Source organism: Shigella sp. FC1661, assembly GCF_001712525.1.
Taxonomy (GTDB): Bacteria; Pseudomonadota; Gammaproteobacteria; order Enterobacterales; family Enterobacteriaceae; genus Escherichia; species Escherichia coli.
Genome location: NZ_MDGW01000579.1, coordinates 1 through 17924, shown reverse-complemented (window position 1 = coordinate 17924; position 17924 = coordinate 1). Strand labels below are relative to the sequence as shown.

Here is a 17924-nt window from a genome sequence, read left to right as displayed (position 1 = left end):
CAGCGCTGGCTGTTTTACGCGTATGACAGGCTCCGGAAGACGGTTGTTGCGCACGTATTCGGTGAACGCACTATGGCGACGCAGGGGCGTCTTATGAGCTTGCTGTCACCCTTTGACGTGGTGATATGGATGACGGATGGCTGGCCACTGTATGAATCCCGCCTGAAGGGAAAGCTGCACGTAATCAGCAAGCGATATACGCAGCGAATTGAGCGGCATAACCTGAATCTGAGGCAGCACCTGGCACGGCTGGGACGGAAGTCGCTGTCGTTCTCAAAATCGGTGGAGCTGCATGACAAAGTCATCGGGCATTATCTGAACATAAAACACTATCAATAAGTTGGAGTCATTACCGGGAACATGATGAAAAATATTCTCGCTATCCAGTCTCACGTTGTTTATGGTCATGCGGGTAACAGTGCGGCAGAGTTTCCTATGCGCCGCCTGGGCGCGAACGTCTGGCCGCTGAGCACCGTTCAATTTTCTAATCACACCCAGTACGGCAAATGGACTGGCTGCGTGATGCCGCCCAGCCATTTAACCGAAATTGTGCAAGGCATTGCCGCCATTGATAAATTACACACCTGTGATGCCGTGTTAAGTGGCTATCTGGGATCGGCGGAGCAGGGTGAACATATCCTCGGTATCGTCCGTCAGGTGAAAGCCGCGAATCCGCAGGCGAAATATTTTTGCGATCCGGTAATGGGTCATCCGGAAAAAGGCTGTATCGTTGCACCGGGTGTCGCAGAGTTTCATGTGCGGCACGGTTTGCCTGCCAGCGATATCATTGCGCCGAATCTGGTTGAGCTGGAAATACTCTGTGAGCATGCGGTAAATAACGTCGAAGAAGCGGTTCTGGCAGCGCGCGAACTCATTGCGCAAGGGCCACAAATTGTGTTGGTTAAACACCTGGCGCGAGCTGGCTACAGCCGTGACCGTTTTGAAATGCTGCTGGTCACCGCCGATGAAGCCTGGCATATCAGCCGTCCGCTGGTGGATTTTGGTATGCGCCAGCCGGTAGGTGTTGGTGATGTGACGAGCGGTTTACTGCTGGTGAAACTGCTTCAGGGGGCAACGCTGCAGGAGGCGCTGGAACATGTGACCGCTGCAGTCTACGAAATCATGGTGACCACCAAAGCAATGCAGGAATATGAGCTGCAAGTGGTGGCTGCTCAGGATCGTATTGCCAAACCAGAACATTACTTCAGCGCAACAAAGCTCTGAAATATCTCATTTCGGCCCACAACGACCTGTGGGCCGATGGCTATTACTTTAAGCCTTCCGCTGACAGCGCGTCTTGTACTTCCGGACGTTCAGCCATACGTTGCATAAATGCTGCAATGTGCTCTAACCCTTCCAGATTCAGTTTCACCGCGTATGCCCAGCGCAGAACCGTAAACAGATAGGCATCAGCAATTGTAAATCTTTGCCCGCAGATCCAGTGCTCATCCTTCAGTGCCTCGTTCACATATTGCAGCTTCTTCTCCAGCTGCGCGCGAACTGTCGGTTTGTACTCTTCCGGTGTATCAGGGCGAAACAGAGGTGTGAAACCTTTATGCAGCTCGGTGGCGATGTAATTCAGCCATTCGATGGTTTTATAGCGGGAAATACTGTTTACCGGTGCCAGCAACTGGCGGTCGGGGACGCTGTCGGCAAGATACTGCATAATCGCTACGCCTTCCGTCAGCAAAGTACCGTCATCCAGCAGCAATGCAGGCACCTGCCCCTTAGGGTTAACGGCAAAGTAATCGTCACCGTTTTCGAGACGTTTTTTCATTAAATCCACACTGACGAGGGTAAAATCCTTTCCGCTCTCACGCAGGGTGATATGGGAAGCGAGAGAGCAGGCACCCGGTTTGTAGAACAATTTCATCGGTAACTCCTTTTGTCTGTGGTTTAAAGTATGGTAGTGCGTTGCTGAACAAAAAAAAAGCCGCTAACGAAAAGTTAGCGGCTTGTAAAAGAGTTTCCCTGAATTTTACGCTACAGCAGCTTTCGCCGCTTTGTCTGCAGCGTCATCCTGCGTCATACGGTGCAGTTTAGGCGCGGTCAGCAGCATCAGTACTGCAATAATGGCAGTAGCGACACCAATCTGCAAGAATACGCGACCATAAACTTCCAGTGACATCAGCGGGTCGGTAACGTTATCCGGCACAGCCATCATACCCGCAACATAACCACCAATCAGGTTTGCACCGGCAGTGGTCAGGAACCAGCTACCCATAATGAAGCCCATCAGACGCTGCGGAACGAGTTGTGCAACCATTGCCAGACCCAGACCAGAGATCATCAGTTCCCCGATGCTCTGCAGGCCATAGCTTGCGACCAGCCAGCTTACAGACACGATACCAGCGTCAGACGCGAATTTCGCACCCAGCGGCAGAATCAGGAACGCACCAGAACACATCACCATGCCGATTGCAAACTTGGTTGGCATCGGCAGGGTATCGCCCATCTTGTTATAGATAGCGGCCAGAATCGGACTACCGATGATGATCCAGAACGGGTTCAGTGCCTGATACTGCTCAGGTTCTACGGCCAGACCCAGAATGGAGTGCTCAACGTTACGAATCGCAAAGAAGTTCAGTGACGTTGGCATCTGGCTGTACAGCACGAAGAAGATAATGGCTTCGAGCATCAGGATGAAGGCAACGATCATTTTACGACGCGCAGCACCTTTCATCGCGAAGGCTTCTTTACCGAAGATAACCACGATACCGAAGGCAACAACGCCCAGCGCCATACGCGCAACTTCCTGATTGTGCAGCAGCCAGGTGGCGATAGCGATCAGTGCCACAACACCAATAATGGTCAGCAGCAGGTTACGGTAGTTGATAGGCTCGAAGTCTGGTTTTGAACCGTACTGTTTAACCCAGCGTTGGCAGAAGGCGAAGTTAACGATAGTGATCAGCAGGCCTACAACGCTCAACGCAAACGCAACACTCCAGCCGTATTTCGCGGCCAGCCACGGCGTAGCAATCATAGAGAAGAAAGAGCCGATGTTGACGGACATGTAGTACATGGTGAATGCACCGTCCAGACGCGGGTCGTTTTTCTCATAGCATGTAGAAAGCAGAGAAGACGGGTTAGCTTTAAACAGGCCGTTACCGACCGCAATAGCCGCCATACCCATATAAACGATACCGGCGTCGTGACCAGACCAGGCAACCAGAGCATAACCAATCGCCAGCACAATAGCGCCGAGCATAATTACGCGTTTAGTACCCAGTACTTTGTCACCTAACCAGCCGCCGATAGCGACCAGACCATAAACCAGGGCACTAAAGGAAGAGAAAAGGGTGATTGAATCCGCTTCAGACATACCCAGTTGTTTAACCAGGTAAACAGCCATAATTCCTTGTAGGCCGTAATAACCAAAACGTTCCCATAACTCAATCGAGAAGATGAGATAGAACGCCTTCGGTTGTTTGAAAGCGTTCAAACTGACGCTTTCAGTTGGTTTTTGGTTTGCAGTGGACACTTTGACCTCTTTTTTTACATCCCATATTAACGGGGGTGCTTTCTCGCGTTATGTCTAAAAAACATACGCGCAATTGTTATAGTGGGAGGGGAAACGGCAGGTAATGTTCACTATCTTGCACTTTCAGACAAGTCCTTTGTAATAATCTGTTACATATAACTGAGGCGGGGAATTCAACCATTCCGGGAAATGTTATCCAGCGTTAAATTTTTCAAAAAACGTAACGGCAGATTTTTTCACTGCACTGAGAGGGGGATGATGGCTTAACGGCGATATGTTCTGCTATTTAGCGTTTTTGCTAGTGAGATAGTCCAGTTTCTGAAAAATAGCCAGTGTAATGTTTTGTAGGTCAATATTTGTTGCGTGTGTAAATTTAAATGATTTTAACCTGATTATTGCAATGTTTTTACATTGCGACAGCATCGTGATCTTGATCACGAATGAATAGAAAATTTCGCTATTAAAAAAACAATTAACCTGCATTTTTGGTTATCCGCAAACGGATTACCTGATGATAACGCTAAGCAATGGCATCATTCACGTTAAAAAGATGTTTTAAAAGAGGATAAAGAAAGGTTATCAATGGGGTAATCGGTGTTACCCCTTTTCTTCAGATGTCAACTTTCTCTTTGTATTCACAAAGATCTTCAATAATACAAGAGCCACAGCGGGGCTTGCGGGCAATGCAGGTATAACGCCCGTGCAGGATCAACCAATGGTGGCAGTCGACTTTAAACTCTGCCGGAACCACTTTCAGTAGCTTTTCTTCTACCTGTTCAACGTTTTTCCCCGGCGCAAATTGAGTACGATTACAAACGCGGAAAATGTGCGTGTCGACAGCAATAGTCGGCCAGCCGAATGCAGTGTTTAATACGACGTTGGCTGTTTTACGACCTACGCCGGGCAGGGCTTCAAGCGCAGCACGATCTTCCGGAACCTCGCCATTATGCTGCTCCAGTAAGATACGGCAGGTTTTGATGATATTTTCTGCTTTGCTGTTATAAAGCCCAATCGTTTTGATATAGGTTTTAACCCCTTCAACGCCCAGTTCAAGCATCGCTGCAGGCGTATTCGCCACCGGGTAGAGTTTCGCCGTCGCCTTATTAACACTGACATCGGTCGCCTGAGCGGAAAGCAGTACGGCAATCAGCAATTCAAAAGGCGAACTGAAATTAAGCTCGGTGGTGGGATGAGGATTGTTCTCACGCAGGCGAGTGAGGATCTCCAGGCGTTTTGCTTTGTTCATCAGACATTCCCTGTTTCACCGTTTGGCAATGCACGTTCGGCAGCTGCTTCAGTACGGCGCTTTTTCATTCTTTCATCAATCAGGTATTTTCCTGCCAGCATCAGTCCCAGGCCAATAAATGCACCTGGTGGCAGCATCGCCAGCAGGAAAGGGGAGTCGGTGTGGAAAATCTCCACGCGTAATACTTTTGCCCAGCTACCTAACAGCGCATCTGCACCGTCAAACAATGTGCCATTGCCGATAATTTCGCGTAGTGAACCCAGCACGAACATGGCGCAGGTTGCGCCCATACCAATTGAAAAGCCGTCCAGTGCCGAAAGCGCCGGACCTTTTTTGGCGGCGAAGGCTTCAGCGCGGCCCACAACGATACAGTTAGTGACAATCAGCGGAATAAAAATCCCTAATGATTGATACAGGCCAAAGGCGTAGGCGTTGATCAGCATCTGTACAGCGCTGACCACCGAGGCGATGATCATCACGTAAATGGGAATGCGGATCTCGGCTGGCGTCCAGTGACGCAGCGTCGAAATGGTCAGGTTGGTCAGCGTCAGTACCAGCGTAGTCGCAAGTCCTAAACCCAGAGCATTAGTGGCAGTGGACGTGACCGCCAACAGAGGACAAAGGCCGAGCAACTGGACCAGCGCAGAGTTGTTTTTCCACAACCCCTGAACAATAACGTCTTTAATTTCGCTCACGCTTTATTCTCCACAGGCAGGAAGTTGAGAAAGTTGTGCCGGTAACGTCTGAGCGTACAATCCGGCGCGTTTTACCGCATTAACCACCGCGCGGGGAGTAATCGTCGCGCCGGTGAACTGGTCGAAATCACCACCATCTTTCTTCACCGCCCAGTGCGCATCATCCGCACCACTGATTTTTTTACCCGCAAAATGGGTGATCCAGTCAGAAAGGCGCAGTTCGATTTTATCGCCAAGCCCTGGCGTTTCGTGGTGCTCTGTCACGCGCGTGCCAAGTACCGTGCCGTTAAAATCGGCTCCCACCAGCAGCTGAATCGCACCGGAATAGCCATCTGGCGCGGTTGCTTCCAGAACGGCGGCTACCGGTTTGTCATCCTGTTTGGCGATGTAAACCCGATGCTCACCTTTACCTAACTCTGGCGCAGTTACCAGATAGCAACTCTGTGCCAGCGCATTGTTATAGCGTTCGGCTGGCAGCACCTGATCAAATAATGCCTTTTGTTGCAGACTTGCCTGTTCAGCAATCGTCGTTTTGGTCATCTGGTTGATGGCCGCAGTTAACCCTGTTGAACCCGCTGCAAATAGCGCTAACGTAATGCCGTGTTTTCGGATAGTTTTCAGCATGGTTTACCCTTTGCGATGGCCGTAGACGCGCGGACGCGTGTAGTAATCGATCAGAGGAACCGTGATGTTCGCCAGCAGGACGGCAAAAGCCACGCCGTCAGGATAGCCGCCGAAACTGCGGATCAACCAGACTAATAAGCCCGCAAGCGCGCCGAAAATAAGACGACCACGATTGGTCGTAGAAGCGGTAACCGGGTCAGTCAAAATAAAGAATGCGCCGAGCATGGTCGCACCAGACAGCAGATGAATTTGCGGTGCTGCCAGTGTTTCTGGTGAGAACAACCAGCCCAACGTTGCGCATAACGCCAGCGTTACTAAGAAGCTGAGGGGAATATGCCAGCGAATCGCTTTCTGCCATAGCAACCACAGGCCGCCAGCCAGCCAGGCGAGATTTACCCATTGCCAACCAGCGCCCGCCAGAATACCGCTGTAGATCGGATATTGCATAATCTGTTCAACCGAATGACCGGCACGGACAGAGGTTTTAAATGTATCCAGCGGTGTCGCCTGACTAATGCCATCAATACCTAAGTGTAGTGTGTTCATATCAGCACCACTGGCGGTATGCCCGCTGAAAATAACCTGTATGGCGTCGATAAAACCAGGGATGTTGACCGCAATTTCATGTGGCGGTAACCAGCTGGTCATCTGCACCGGGAAGGAGATCAGTAAGACCACATAACCAATCATTGCCGGATTAAACGGGTTTTGCCCCAGACCGCCATACAACTGTTTAGCGATGATCACCGCAAACACCGTACCCAGCACGACCATCCACCATGGCGCGAGGGGGGGAATACTTACCGCCAGCAATAAGCCTGTCAGCAATGCTGAGTTATCTTTCAACGTTGCGGCTACCGACTGCTTGCGTAGTTTGAGTACGAGAGCTTCGGCTAACAGAGTACTAACCGATGCCAACAGGATCTGAACGAGAGTACCCCAACCAAAAAACCACAGTTGCGCTGCGATTCCTGGCACGGCTGCGAGCAACACCAACAGCATAATGCGCGATGTCTGGCGCTGGTTATGGGTATAAGGGGAGCTAGCTATTCTGAATACCATTTAGTCCTCGTTTACAACCTTTTGCTGGGCGGCTTTTTTGGCCTGAGCGCGGGCAATAGCCGCGGCAACTGCCGCTTTGCGCGGATCAACCTGTTCTTCTGGTTCCGCATTAGCCTGTTGCTGTTCCAGCTTGCGCGCTTTGGCGCGGGCGATAGCTGCTTCAACGGCAGTTTTACGTGGATCAGCAACGGTTGCTGCGTCGTTAGTTTGCTGCAGTTCTGCCTGTTTCGCTCTGGCTTGCGCTTTACGGGCTTCCCGTGCTGCAATAATTGCACTGTTATCCGGGCGTTCGCCCGCTTTAATCACAATAGGCTGTGTAGCCTGGGCCTGTTTCTCTTTCACCCGCGCCAGAGCGGCAGCAATCGCATCTTTATCTTTGGCTGCAGGTTGAACGGCTGCGCTCTTATGTCGTTCAAGGCGAGCCGCTTTTTCGCGCTCCAGACGAGCCTGGCGCGCTTCGAAACGCGCTTTGGCTTCTGCGGCGCGCTTTTCTTCCTGACGAATAGCCGCAATTTCAGCTTTTTCCTGACGGAAATATTGCACCAGGGGAATATTGCTCGGGCAAACCCACGCGCAAGCCCCACATTCAATGCAATCAGCAATGTTATGCGTGGTAGCTTTATCGTGTTGCTGACCTTTGCTGAACCAGTACAACTGTTGCGGCAAAAGATCCGCAGGGCAGGCGTCAGCACAGGCGCTACACCGGATGCAGCTTTGTTCTTCCTGTGGTTCGCCAAGTTCATTGGCAGAGGGAGCCAACAGACAGTTGGTAATCTTTACGACCGGGACATCCAGCCATGGCAAGGTAAAGCCCATTAGCGGGCCACCCATAATCACCATTTGATCGGCAGAGGGGCAGAATCGGGCATCATTCAATAAATGACGCACTGGCGTCCCCAGCCGTGCCCAGACGTTGCCCGGGCGAGCGATTGCTTCGCCAGTCAGGGTTACAACACGCTCGGTAATCGGCTCGCCATCAATAACGGCACGTTTCACTGCATAAGCAGTGCCGACGTTTTGCATTAATACGCCGATATCGGATGAACGCCCGCCATGTGGAACCTGCTTCCCGGTCAGAATGTAGGTTAATTGTTTAGCACCGCCAGAAGGATATTTGGTTGGAATCACCCGCAGAGAAATATCGTTAGAGTCCGCCAGCACCGCGCGCAGCATGGAAATCGCCTGCGGTTTGTTATCTTCAATGCCGATAAGAATTTCGCGTGGCTGCAGAATATGCGCAAGAATGCGAATACCCTCTACGAGCTGAGCCGCGCAATCCTGCATCAAACGGTCATCGGCGGTAATGTACGGCTCGCACTCAGCCGCGTTGATAATCAACGTTTCAATCTTATCTCCGCCACCCTGCAATTTAACGCCTGTCGGGAATCCTGCACCGCCCAGCCCGGCAACACCAAACTGATGTATGCGCTCGATTAACTCTTCGCGACTGCGAGTGCGATAATCGGCCCAGCCGTCGCGCGGGATCCAGCAGTCTTCACCATCGGCATCAATAATCACGCTTAATTCAGCTAAAGCTGAAGGATGAGCCGTAGAGTGGGGCGCAATAGCCGTAACGGTACCCGAGGTGGGCGCGTGAACAGGCAGCATTTTGCCGCGACCACGGGTAAGCGGCTGGCCGCGCAATACTTTATCGCCGACGCTAACGCACAACTCACCTTCAGCGCCAATATGCTGTTTCAGTGGAATAACAAAACGCTGCGCCAGTGGTACCTGGCGCAGGGGTGTACCGTTGGACTGGGTTTTCATCTCCGGTGGATGGATGCCGCCGTTGAAATCCCAGATTTTATTTTTTCTGAATGCAGAGAATAACTTAAGCATGGTGTTCCACGGGAATGATACGCACGGGAATGGTGTTCAGATCCCATTTCCAGGAGTCAGGTGTTTCTGCGACCGGTTGCAACGAGATGCAGTGCGTCGGGCACGGATCAACACATAAATTGCAGCCCGTACAGAGATCACTCATTACCGTATGCATGGCACGGGTAGCGCCAACGATGGCGTCTACCGGACAAGCCTGAATACATTTAGTGCAGCCAATACAGTTATTTTCATCAATAACCGCCACCATCCGCGCAGGCGTTAGCTCTTGCGCTTCGCCATCCAGCGGCTGCGGCTCGACATTAAGCAACTCGGCAATTTTTAGCATCACAGCTTCGCCACCTGGGGCGCAACGGTTGATTTTTTCACCGTTACAGCTGATGGCTTCCGCGTAGGGGCGACAGCCGGGATAACCGCACTGAGCACACTGGCTCTGCGGTAAGATTTTGTCAATTTTCTCAACGACCGGATCGTCTTCCACCGCAAAACGGCGGGAGGCATAACCCAGAATGGCGCCAAACGCCAGGCCCAGCAGGCTCACGGCGGCAACGGCAATCCAGATAGCATTCATTACAACTTCACCAAACCACTAAAGCCCATAAAGGCCAGAGACATAAGACCTGCGGTAATTAACGCAATGGCATTACCGCGAAAAGGTGCCGGGACATCAGCCACAGCAAGGCGTTCGCGGATGGCGGCGAAGAGCACCATCACCAGCGAGAAACCGACAGCGGCGGAAAAACCGTACAGCGCCGACTGCAAGAAATTGTGCCCGAGATTGATATTCAGCAACGCCACGCCGAGCACTGCACAGTTGGTGGTGATAAGCGGCAAAAAAATCCCCAGCAGACGGTAAAGCACCGGGCTGGTTTTGCGCACCACCATCTCGGTGAACTGCACGACCACAGCAATCACCAGAATAAATGCCAGGGTGCGCAGGTAAATCAGATTAAGTGGGATCAAAATCCACGTATCGATAAGCCAGGCGCAAATAGACGCCAGCGTCATCACAAACGTTGTTGCCAGCCCCATGCCCATCGCGGTTTCCAGTTTTTTGGAAACCCCCATAAACGGACAGAGACCGAGAAACTTGACCAGTACAAAGTTATTGACCAGTACAGTTCCGACAAACAGTAACAGGTAGTCAGTCATTTTTCGGCCTGAAATAAAAAAGCCGCCTATTATCCGTTAATCCAGAGCAGGCGACAACAGGTTAACTGTAAGGTTATTACGGATTCACAAATGTCGCTTTTACCCGCGACGAGCGTTTGAAATAGGAGACGATCAATGCGGTTGCCAACAAAGTAAACAGCAACTGGCGAACGGCTATGCCATCTTCCACGGGTGAAAAAGCGAATGCTTTTACTGCCAGCAATACGGAAATAAGCAGCCAGATAATATAGTGTTTAGGAACACAACGCCGACGTTTAAAGAAAGCGATGGTCAACCACAGTGTGTAATACCACATGGCGATAGCGGTAATAAAAGAAACGCCCCATAAGATTTGTGTCGTCAGTGCTTGTCCGCCGAGCGTTTGAAATGTTTGCGGAGAAGATAACGCAGCGGTATACAGCAACAACGCCAGCGTCGTACTCAACAGAGCGACTAAAAGCCAGGCCAACGGGCCAAGCAACCAGCCTCCAATACGTTGTGGCGTTGTGGTGGTCATAGGTTCTCCAGAATAGCGACGCAAACAGGCAAATCTAATTTTAGGGGCGTTATTATAAGGCTTTTATAACCGATCGCTACTTTCTTTATTGGACATAGTGCCAGACGGACTTCGGTACCTGGCCGAGGTCAAACAAACGCCCGCCAGAAACCAGCTCTGCGCGACGGTGATCGGCAGCACGATACATATTGATCAGTTCCTGATCGTCCGTCAGGGTGTAATTAAGATGGTCGTAGAGTTTTTCCAGACTTTCGAGTGAACTGATTTTGCGAAATTTTAATAAGTAGTCCTGAACAGTCATAAAAGGTCCATAAAATAATTAATACCAAAGGGGTAGGTATTATTAGTGATGATAAAATTTCACCAAAAGTGAACGCTTGTGTTATTACAATAATAAGAATGCGCTGATGGCAAATATTCAGGGATGAAAAACTGCTCTGAAAAGAGTAACGCGCTTTACTATCCCTGACAATCACCAACAACATCGAACAAGATAATAAATTCCTGGTTTAATATCCGACAAGTGAAAACATGCACCCGGACGGGCAGCATGGCGCTCTACAAGCGCAGAGCTTACTTGTGTTGTACCGAAGCACTCTGTTCAGGTGGCTGATAGTTGTCAATGTGACTCGCCACGCCAAGAAGAATGACTGAAACGACAAGAACGATCCAACCTGTTAATTCAATAAGACGATTCATTACAGCCCACATCTCTCTTGATTGATCCATTAACTTCAGGGGGTAAATGTTACTTAGCAATAATAGCTCCAGCAAGATTTTTACTGAGGTTTTTGCGATATTTAGCTTTTGTCGTTGGAAAATTCGCTATTTTTTTGACTTAAGTTAAACAACATCCCTTATTGCTGGCAGGTTATTAAACTGTTGAGCGTGGGTAAAGGATAGTGTCAAATAGCAATCATACTTCAATGAGAGGCAATGACATGAGCGACAACATCCGTGTTGGGTTGATTGGGTATGGTTATGCGAGCAAAACCTTCCATGCGCCCCTGATTGCGGGCACGCCCGGGCTGGAACTGGCGGTAATCTCCAGCAGTGATGAAACAAAAGTAAAAGCCGACTGGCCAACGGTTACGGTTGTCTCTGAGCCGAAGCATCTGTTTAACGATCCCAACATAGACCTGATTGTCATTCCTACACCCAACGATACCCATTTCCCGTTAGCCAAAGCGGCGCTTGAGGCGGGTAAACATGTGGTCGTTGATAAACCCTTTACCGTGACACTGTCACAAGCGCGAGAGCTGGATGCGCTGGCAAAAAGCCTGGGGCGTGTGCTGTCTGTATTCCATAACCGTCGTTGGGATAGCGATTTCTTGAAGCTAAAAGGTTTGCTCGCGGAAGGCGTGCTGGGTGAAGTTGCTTACTTTGAGTCTCATTTTGACCGCTTCCGTCCGCAGGTGCGCGATCGTTGGCGTGAACAGGGCGGCCCAGGCAGCGGTATCTGGTACGATTTAGCACCGCATCTTCTTGATCAGGCCATTACGCTATTTGGTTTACCGGTCAGCATGACGGTAGATTTGGCACAGTTACGGCCCGGAGCGCAGTCGACCGATTATTTCCACGCCATCTTGTCCTATCCACAGCGGCGAGTCATTTTACACGGTACCATGCTGGCAGCCGCTGAGTCAGCACGGTATATCGTGCATGGATCCCGAGGCAGTTATGTGAAATATGGCCTCGATCCACAGGAAGAACGTCTGAAAAATGGCGAGCGTCTGCCGCAGGAAGACTGGGGCTACGATATGCGTGATGGCGTACTTACCCGCGTGGAAGGTGAGGAACGTGTCGAAGAAACGCTGTTGACGGTACCTGGGAATTATCCGGCTTACTATGCGGCTATTCGTGATGCGTTAAATGGCGATGGTGAAAATCCGGTTCCGGCAAGCCAGGCAATCCAGGTAATGGAGTTGATTGAGCTGGGCATCGAATCCGCCAAACATCGCGCGACTTTGTGCCTTGCATGAAAAATGGATGGTGCAATTTGCACCATCCATTTTGTTACTTCGCGGCGACTTTTTCTCGCAGTGCGCGTTTTTCCTCAGCGCTGAGGAAAGCCATTTCCAGACCATTAATCTGTGCCTGGCGGATTTGCTCGCGGGATAACCCAGCAGCTGGCGCGGCAACGGTATATTCGTGAATGATATCCACTCCCTGTACGCCGGGATCGTCAGTGTTAATGCCGGCACGAATGCCATGCTCAAGGAACGTTTTCAGCGGATGTGCAGCCAGCTCTGCTACGGTGCTGGTCTGAATATTGGAGGTCAGACAGGATTCAATACCAATTTGTTGCTCGGCGAGAAAATCCATCAGCGCCCGATCTTCAATGGCTTTTACGCCATGTCCAATACGCTCCGCACCCAGTTCACGAATCGCCTGCCAGATGCTTTCCGGCCCGGCAGCTTCGCCTGCATGGACGGTAATATGCCAGCCCGCATCACGCGCAAGGTTGAAGTGAGAAAGGAACAGACTTCCCGGGAAACCAAGTTCATCACCGGCTAAATCAAGTGCGGTAATCTGGTCACGGTGGGCTAAAAAGGCCTCCAGCTCTTGCTGACAGGCGGCTTCGCCGAAGGTTCGGCTCATAATGCCGATAAGCTTCGCCTGCACACCAAAAGTGCGGCAACCTTCACGTACGCCATCGATCACCGCTTCGACAACACCCGCTACAGGCAGCTTATGTGCCATTGCCATGTAGCCTGGTGAAAAACGCAGCTCGACATAGTGCAGGCCGTTACGGGCTGCATCTTCAATGTTTTCAAATGCCACGCGGCGGCAGGCATCAAGAGAGGCGAGAACTTTAACGCCCCAGTCAAGTTTGGTCAGAAAGCTCACCAGATCGGGTTCGTTGGCAATGACCTGAACGTGGGGAATCAGTGTTTCCAGGGATTGTGCAGGAAGCGAGATATTATACTGGCGGCCAAGTTCAAGAATGGTCTGGGGACGAATGTTGCCATCAAGGTGGCGATGGATATCAGTTAATGGCAGGGTGGTATCAATCATGGTCGCACTCTTTTTCTGGATATAAAAGTGCGCACCATTATAAAAACAAAGCAGGGTAAAAATCCACGATTGCGCAACGATTTTTTACGTTGCGCAATTGGGGTTAACGAACAGCGCGGATGGCGTTAATTAATCCAGCCACACCTTTTTCCAGTTTCGAACGTGGGCAGCCGGCATTGAGACGGACAAAACCACGACCTTCTTCACCGTAGGTATACCCCGGCATGATCGCGACTTTTTCTTGTTCGATAAGTGCTTTTTGCAACGCGTTGTCGTCAATATTCAACGGACGTAAATCAAGCCATGCCAGATAAGTGGATTGTGGGATCTGCCAGTTGAGTTCAGGAAACGCGGCGTTCATTTTATCTGCGATATACGTCAGGTTATCTTTCAGATAGATGCGTAAGGCATCCAGCCACGGCGCGCCTTGCTGATAGGCGGCGATATGGGCAGTTAACGCCAGTACCGAAGGGGAAGAAAGCCCATCACGGCCTTTCAGTGCCGATAAATAGGCATCGCGGCTACTGCTATTTTCTATAATCCCGTAAGCACCGGTCAGGGCGGGAATATTGAAACTTTTCGAGCCCGACGTTAGCAACGCCCAGTCTCCGCGAGCCACATTACTCCAGGGAATATGCGGCTGCTCGCCCCAAACCATATCCATATGGATTTCATCGGAAATAACCCGCACACCATGACGCTCGCACAGGTCAGCCATGATCTCCAGCTCATCGCACGTCCACACTTTCCCGGTAGGATTCTGTGGGCTACACAGGAGCATAATTTTACATTCTGGTTTCGCCAACACGGCTTCCAACTTGCCCATATCGCAAAACCAACCATCAGCCTGCTTCTCTAAAGCAACGGGCATTACTGTGCGCTGGTTACCTTCAATGGCCTTGTAAAATGCGTCATAGGCGGGTGTGTGGATCACCACGCCTTCACCTGTTTCAGACCACTGACGAATCAGTTCTGAAACCATATAGATGACAGAAGGGCCATACACCACCGTCTGAGAATCGATGGCGGTGTAATGCTGGGTGGAAAACCAGTGGGCAATAGCCGCGAGAAACTCATCGTTTTTCCAGCGGCTGTAGCCAAATACGCCGTGCATCAGGCGCTGATTCAGCGCCTCTATAATGCAGGGGGCAGTGGCAAAATCCATGTCTGAAATCGTGAACGGTAACAGGTCAGCAGTGCCGAAACGGTCAGCGACATAATCCCACTGTGTACACCATGTGCCATGACGATCCACGACCTTTGAAAAATCGAACATATCTTATCCTTATGCCTGGACAGTATGCATCAGACCGGCCATTTCATCTTTTACTGACTGAACTTGTGGCCCGATAACAACCTGCAGGTTATGTTGATTAAGTTGTACTACGCCAATTGCCCGATTGTCCTTCAGTGCCTGCACATTAACAAGCGACATATCTTTCACAGACAAACGCAGACGGGTAATGCAGTTATCGAGGCTGACAATATTGTCGGCACCGCCTAATGCTTCGAGGATTGCAGGAACGTTGTAACCTGATTTACCCGGCGCAGCGGCAACGGCTTTTTCGATTGAGCTGGCAACTTCGCTATCGCGCCCCGGGGTTTTGAGATTGAAGCGGGTGATAGCGAAACGGAAGATGGCGTAGTAAACGACAAACCAGATTGCCGCCACCACTGGCACCATGTACCACTTGGTTGACAGACCATGCAAAATACCGAACACCACGAAGTCGATGATATTGCCGTCGGTATTACCGATGGTGACGCCGAGCACAGACATGACGGTGAAGCCGAGGCCGGTTAACAGCGCGTGGATGACATACAGAACTGGCGCTACGAACAGGAACAGGAATTCCAGCGGTTCGGTAGTGCCGCCAACGACGCAGGCGATCAGGCCAGAAATCAGCAGACCTTTAATTTTATGGCGATTTTCCGGGCGCGCGCAGTGATACATAGCTAACGCTGCAGCTGGCAGACCGCCGAGAAACGCAGGCATTTTACCTTGCGAAAGGAAACGCGTGGCGCTTTCAGAAAAACCGTGAGTGGTCGGGCAACTCAATTGCGCTTGGAAGATGGTCAGTGCGCCGCTGACGGTTTGACCGCAGACTTCCTGCGTGCCGCCTGCGTCGGTAAAGCGAATTAATGCCACCAGAATGTGATGCAGACCAAACGGCAACAGCAGACGTTCACCGGTACCAAACAGCATCGGTCCGAAATCACCCGCGCTGTTTATCATATGGCCAAGCCGCTAATACCCATGGCGAAAATCGGCCAGACTAATGGAATCACCAGGCCGACAAGGCCCATCACCAGCGAGGAGATAATTGGTACGAAGCGCGTACCGCCGAAGAATGCCAGCGCATCCGGCAGGCGGATATTATGGAAACGCTCATGCAGCATCCAGACGATAATACCGGCGATCACCGCACCGAGGATCCCGGTATCGATCGACTGGATCCCAAGAATGCTCTGGATGTTATTGGCTTTCAGAACCGCGGCATCCGTGGTTGGCAGAATGCCTTTATTGGTCAACCAGAAGTTTACCGCGAGGTTCATTACCGCATAACCGACGAAGCCAGCGAATGCCGCTACGCCTTTATTTTCGCGTGCCAGGCCCAGCGGGATGGCGATACAGAACATGACAGGCAGGAAACTAAAAGCAAACGAGCCAATCTTACTCATCCAGGTAAAGATAGCCTGCAACACGGGGTTGCCCAGGACCGGGATCAGGGTTATGACATCATGGCTGCTAAGAGAACTACCAATGCCGAGCATAATGCCGCAGAACGACAATAATGCCACGGGTAACATGAAGGTTTTGCCTAACTGCTGGAAGAACTCCCACAGCGTGACTTTCGGTGCTGTTTTCGCCGTCATAAAACGACTCCTCGTAGAGAACAATCTGGATTCAGTAAATTGCGCGAGAAGATAAAACGTTTTATCAAATTTTAGTGAGGCATAAATCACATTACGCAACGATAATAGCGGGTATAAGATAAATAAAAGGTAAAACGTTTTATCTGTCACATAATCAGGGAGTAGGTCATCTGCATGGCTACCGCCAAAAAAATAACCATTCATGATGTTGCGCTGGCTGCGGGCGTGTCGGTAAGTACCGTTTCGCTGGTGCTTAGTGGCAAAGGGCGAATCTCTACCGCCACAGGAGAACGCGTTAACGCCGCCATTGAAGAGCTGGGATTTGTGCGCAATCGCCAGGCGTCGGCGCTGCGCGGCGGGCAAAGCGGCGTCATTGGTTTGATCGTCCGTGATTTATCTGCGCCGTTTTACGCCGAATTGACGGCCGGATTGACGGAAGCTCTGGAAGCGCAGGGACGGATGGTTTTTTTGCTTCACGGCGGTAAAGACGGCGAGCAGCTGGCACAGCGGTTTTCACTGTTACTGAATCAGGGGGTCGATGGTGTGGTAATTGCCGGGGCTGCAGGAAGCAGCGATGACCTGCGACGGATGGCAGAAGAAAAAGCTATCCCGGTGATTTTCGCTTCCCGTGCCAGTTATCTTGATGATGTTGATACGGTTCGCCCGGACAACATGCAGGCTGCACAGTTGTTGACGGAGCATCTCATTCGCAATGGGCATCAGCGGATCGCCTGGCTGGGAGGGCAAAGTTCCTCATTAACCCGGGCAGAACGGGTGGGAGGCTATTGTGCAACTCTACTAAAATTTGGCCTGCCGTTTCACAGCGATTGGGTGCTGGAGTGCACATCCAGCCAGAAGCAAGCTGCGGAAGCTATCACGGCGCTTTTACGTCATAACCCGACCATCAGTGCTGTGGTTTGCTATAACGAAACTATTGCGATGGGGGCATGGTTTGGTTTGCTGAAAGCAGGGCGGCAAAGCGGGGAAAGCGGAGTCGATCGTTACTTTGAGCAACAAGTTTCGCTGGCGGCATTTACCGATGCGACACCAACCACACTTGATGATATACCCGTTACCTGGGCCAGCACGCCTGCGCGGGAACTTGGTACCACACTTGCGGATCGCATGATGCAAAAAATCACCCATGAAGAGACGCATTCACGCAATCTTATTATTCCCGCCCGGCTCATTGCAGCGAAATAATCCTCTCTTTATCTGCTATACCTGGTAGTGTCCTTTCCTCAAGGTTAATGATAAAAAATGTGGCACACAGGCGGTGTAATGCCGATCAGTTAAGGATCAGTTGACCGATCCAGTGGCTGTGTAAGAATCCGGAAACGCTCACTTGTTTCCGGATTTTTTTATGCACATTGGACAGGCTCTTGATCTGGTATCCCGTTACGATTCTCTGCG

The 17924-nt window shown here is 51.0% G+C and carries 17 protein-coding genes and 3 pseudogenes; 5 read left to right on the top strand and 15 right to left on the bottom strand.

The features are described from left to right. Together BFF42_RS23585 and pdxY are read left to right on the top strand one after the other, a co-directional pair. Nucleotides 1-339, top strand: a pseudogene (locus BFF42_RS23585) (IS1-like element IS1B family transposase); the annotation flags it as partial. A 21-nt stretch (nucleotides 340-360) separates the two neighbouring features. Continuing rightward, nucleotides 361-1224 (top strand): pyridoxal kinase PdxY, encoded by an 864-nt coding sequence (pdxY, locus tag BFF42_RS23580; RefSeq protein ID WP_073692830.1) that lies wholly within the window; start codon nucleotides 361-363, stop codon nucleotides 1222-1224. A 43-nt stretch (nucleotides 1225-1267) separates the two neighbouring features. On the opposite strand, the gene gstA is transcribed toward pdxY, so the two are convergent. The 12 genes and pseudogenes from gstA to blr form a co-directional block, all read right to left on the bottom strand. Further along, nucleotides 1268-1873 (bottom strand): glutathione transferase GstA, encoded by a 606-nt coding sequence (gene gstA, locus BFF42_RS23575; RefSeq protein ID WP_000765749.1) that lies wholly within the window; start codon nucleotides 1871-1873, stop codon nucleotides 1268-1270. A 105-nt stretch (nucleotides 1874-1978) separates the two neighbouring features. Further along, on the bottom strand, nucleotides 1979-3481 hold the full coding sequence (gene dtpA / locus BFF42_RS23570; RefSeq protein WP_000100931.1) for a dipeptide/tripeptide permease DtpA: 1503 nt from the start codon (nucleotides 3479-3481) through the stop codon (nucleotides 1979-1981). 610 nt (nucleotides 3482-4091) lie between these two features. Next, nucleotides 4092-4727: an endonuclease III gene (gene nth, locus BFF42_RS23565; RefSeq protein WP_001030339.1), complete on the bottom strand. Its 636-nt coding sequence runs from the start codon at nucleotides 4725-4727 to the stop codon at nucleotides 4092-4094. Continuing rightward, the gene (rsxE, locus tag BFF42_RS23560) at nucleotides 4727-5422 is read right to left on the bottom strand and encodes an electron transport complex subunit RsxE (RefSeq protein ID WP_001289657.1); all 696 of its coding nucleotides are present in this window, start codon (nucleotides 5420-5422) and stop codon (nucleotides 4727-4729) included. The genes nth and rsxE overlap by 1 nt, the downstream gene beginning before the upstream one ends. 3 nt (nucleotides 5423-5425) lie before the next feature. Then, nucleotides 5426-6046: an electron transport complex subunit RsxG gene (gene rsxG, locus BFF42_RS23555; protein WP_000920784.1), complete on the bottom strand. Its 621-nt coding sequence runs from the start codon at nucleotides 6044-6046 to the stop codon at nucleotides 5426-5428. A gap of 3 nt (nucleotides 6047-6049) precedes the next feature. After that, nucleotides 6050-7108 (bottom strand): electron transport complex subunit RsxD, encoded by a 1059-nt coding sequence (rsxD, locus tag BFF42_RS23550; protein WP_000231954.1) that lies wholly within the window; start codon nucleotides 7106-7108, stop codon nucleotides 6050-6052. Nucleotides 7109-7126: 18 nt separating this feature from the next. After that, nucleotides 7127-8947, bottom strand: a pseudogene (rsxC, locus tag BFF42_RS23545) (electron transport complex subunit RsxC); the annotation flags it as partial. Further along, entirely contained in the window at nucleotides 8940-9518 is a 579-nt protein-coding gene (rsxB, locus tag BFF42_RS23540) for an electron transport complex subunit RsxB (protein ID WP_000991824.1), read from the bottom strand. The gene rsxB and the pseudogene rsxC, both read right to left, overlap by 8 nt. Beyond that, nucleotides 9518-10099, bottom strand: a complete 582-nt coding sequence (gene rsxA / locus BFF42_RS23535; RefSeq protein ID WP_000133193.1) for an electron transport complex subunit RsxA — start codon at nucleotides 10097-10099, stop codon at nucleotides 9518-9520. Before rsxA ends, rsxB begins: the two co-directional genes overlap by 1 nt. A 76-nt stretch (nucleotides 10100-10175) precedes the next feature. Then, nucleotides 10176-10616, bottom strand: a complete 441-nt coding sequence (locus tag BFF42_RS23530) for a DUF2569 domain-containing protein (protein ID WP_004983493.1) — start codon at nucleotides 10614-10616, stop codon at nucleotides 10176-10178. 85 nt (nucleotides 10617-10701) lie between these two features. Beyond that, entirely contained in the window at nucleotides 10702-10917 is a 216-nt protein-coding gene (gene ydgT / locus BFF42_RS23525) for a transcription modulator YdgT (protein WP_000217950.1), read from the bottom strand. A gap of 272 nt (nucleotides 10918-11189) precedes the next feature. After that, nucleotides 11190-11315, bottom strand: coding sequence for a division septum protein Blr (blr, locus tag BFF42_RS23520; RefSeq protein WP_001300888.1), 126 nt, complete (start codon nucleotides 11313-11315; stop codon nucleotides 11190-11192). 242 nt (nucleotides 11316-11557) lie between these two features. Between blr and BFF42_RS23515 the strand changes: the two genes are divergently transcribed. After that, nucleotides 11558-12598 carry an oxidoreductase gene (locus BFF42_RS23515; RefSeq protein WP_001282498.1) on the top strand — a complete coding sequence of 347 codons (1041 nt, stop codon included), beginning with the start codon at nucleotides 11558-11560 and terminating at the stop codon, nucleotides 12596-12598. A gap of 34 nt (nucleotides 12599-12632) precedes the next feature. Here the strand turns inward: BFF42_RS23515 and add are convergent, their stop codons facing one another. The 3 genes and pseudogenes from add to malX all read right to left on the bottom strand — a co-directional run bounded on the left by add (nucleotide 12633) and on the right by malX (nucleotide 16511). Next, nucleotides 12633-13634, bottom strand: a complete 1002-nt coding sequence (gene add / locus BFF42_RS23510) for an adenosine deaminase (RefSeq protein WP_000567500.1) — start codon at nucleotides 13632-13634, stop codon at nucleotides 12633-12635. Nucleotides 13635-13737: 103 nt separating this feature from the next. After that, nucleotides 13738-14910 carry a bifunctional maltose regulon transcriptional repressor/cystathionine beta-lyase MalY gene (malY, locus tag BFF42_RS23505; RefSeq protein WP_000459379.1) on the bottom strand — a complete coding sequence of 391 codons (1173 nt, stop codon included), beginning with the start codon at nucleotides 14908-14910 and terminating at the stop codon, nucleotides 13738-13740. A 9-nt stretch (nucleotides 14911-14919) separates the two neighbouring features. After that, a pseudogene (gene malX / locus BFF42_RS23500) lies at nucleotides 14920-16511 on the bottom strand (PTS maltose transporter subunit IICB). Between the two features lie 174 nt (nucleotides 16512-16685). Between malX and malI the strand changes: the two are divergent. Together malI and BFF42_RS28485 are read left to right on the top strand one after the other, a co-directional pair. Then, nucleotides 16686-17714 (top strand): mal regulon transcriptional regulator MalI, encoded by a 1029-nt coding sequence (gene malI / locus BFF42_RS23495; protein WP_000179513.1) that lies wholly within the window; start codon nucleotides 16686-16688, stop codon nucleotides 17712-17714. A gap of 142 nt (nucleotides 17715-17856) precedes the next feature. After that, nucleotides 17857-17924: hypothetical protein (locus tag BFF42_RS28485; RefSeq protein ID WP_241012944.1), on the top strand; the 68-nt coding region annotated here is incomplete at its 3' end.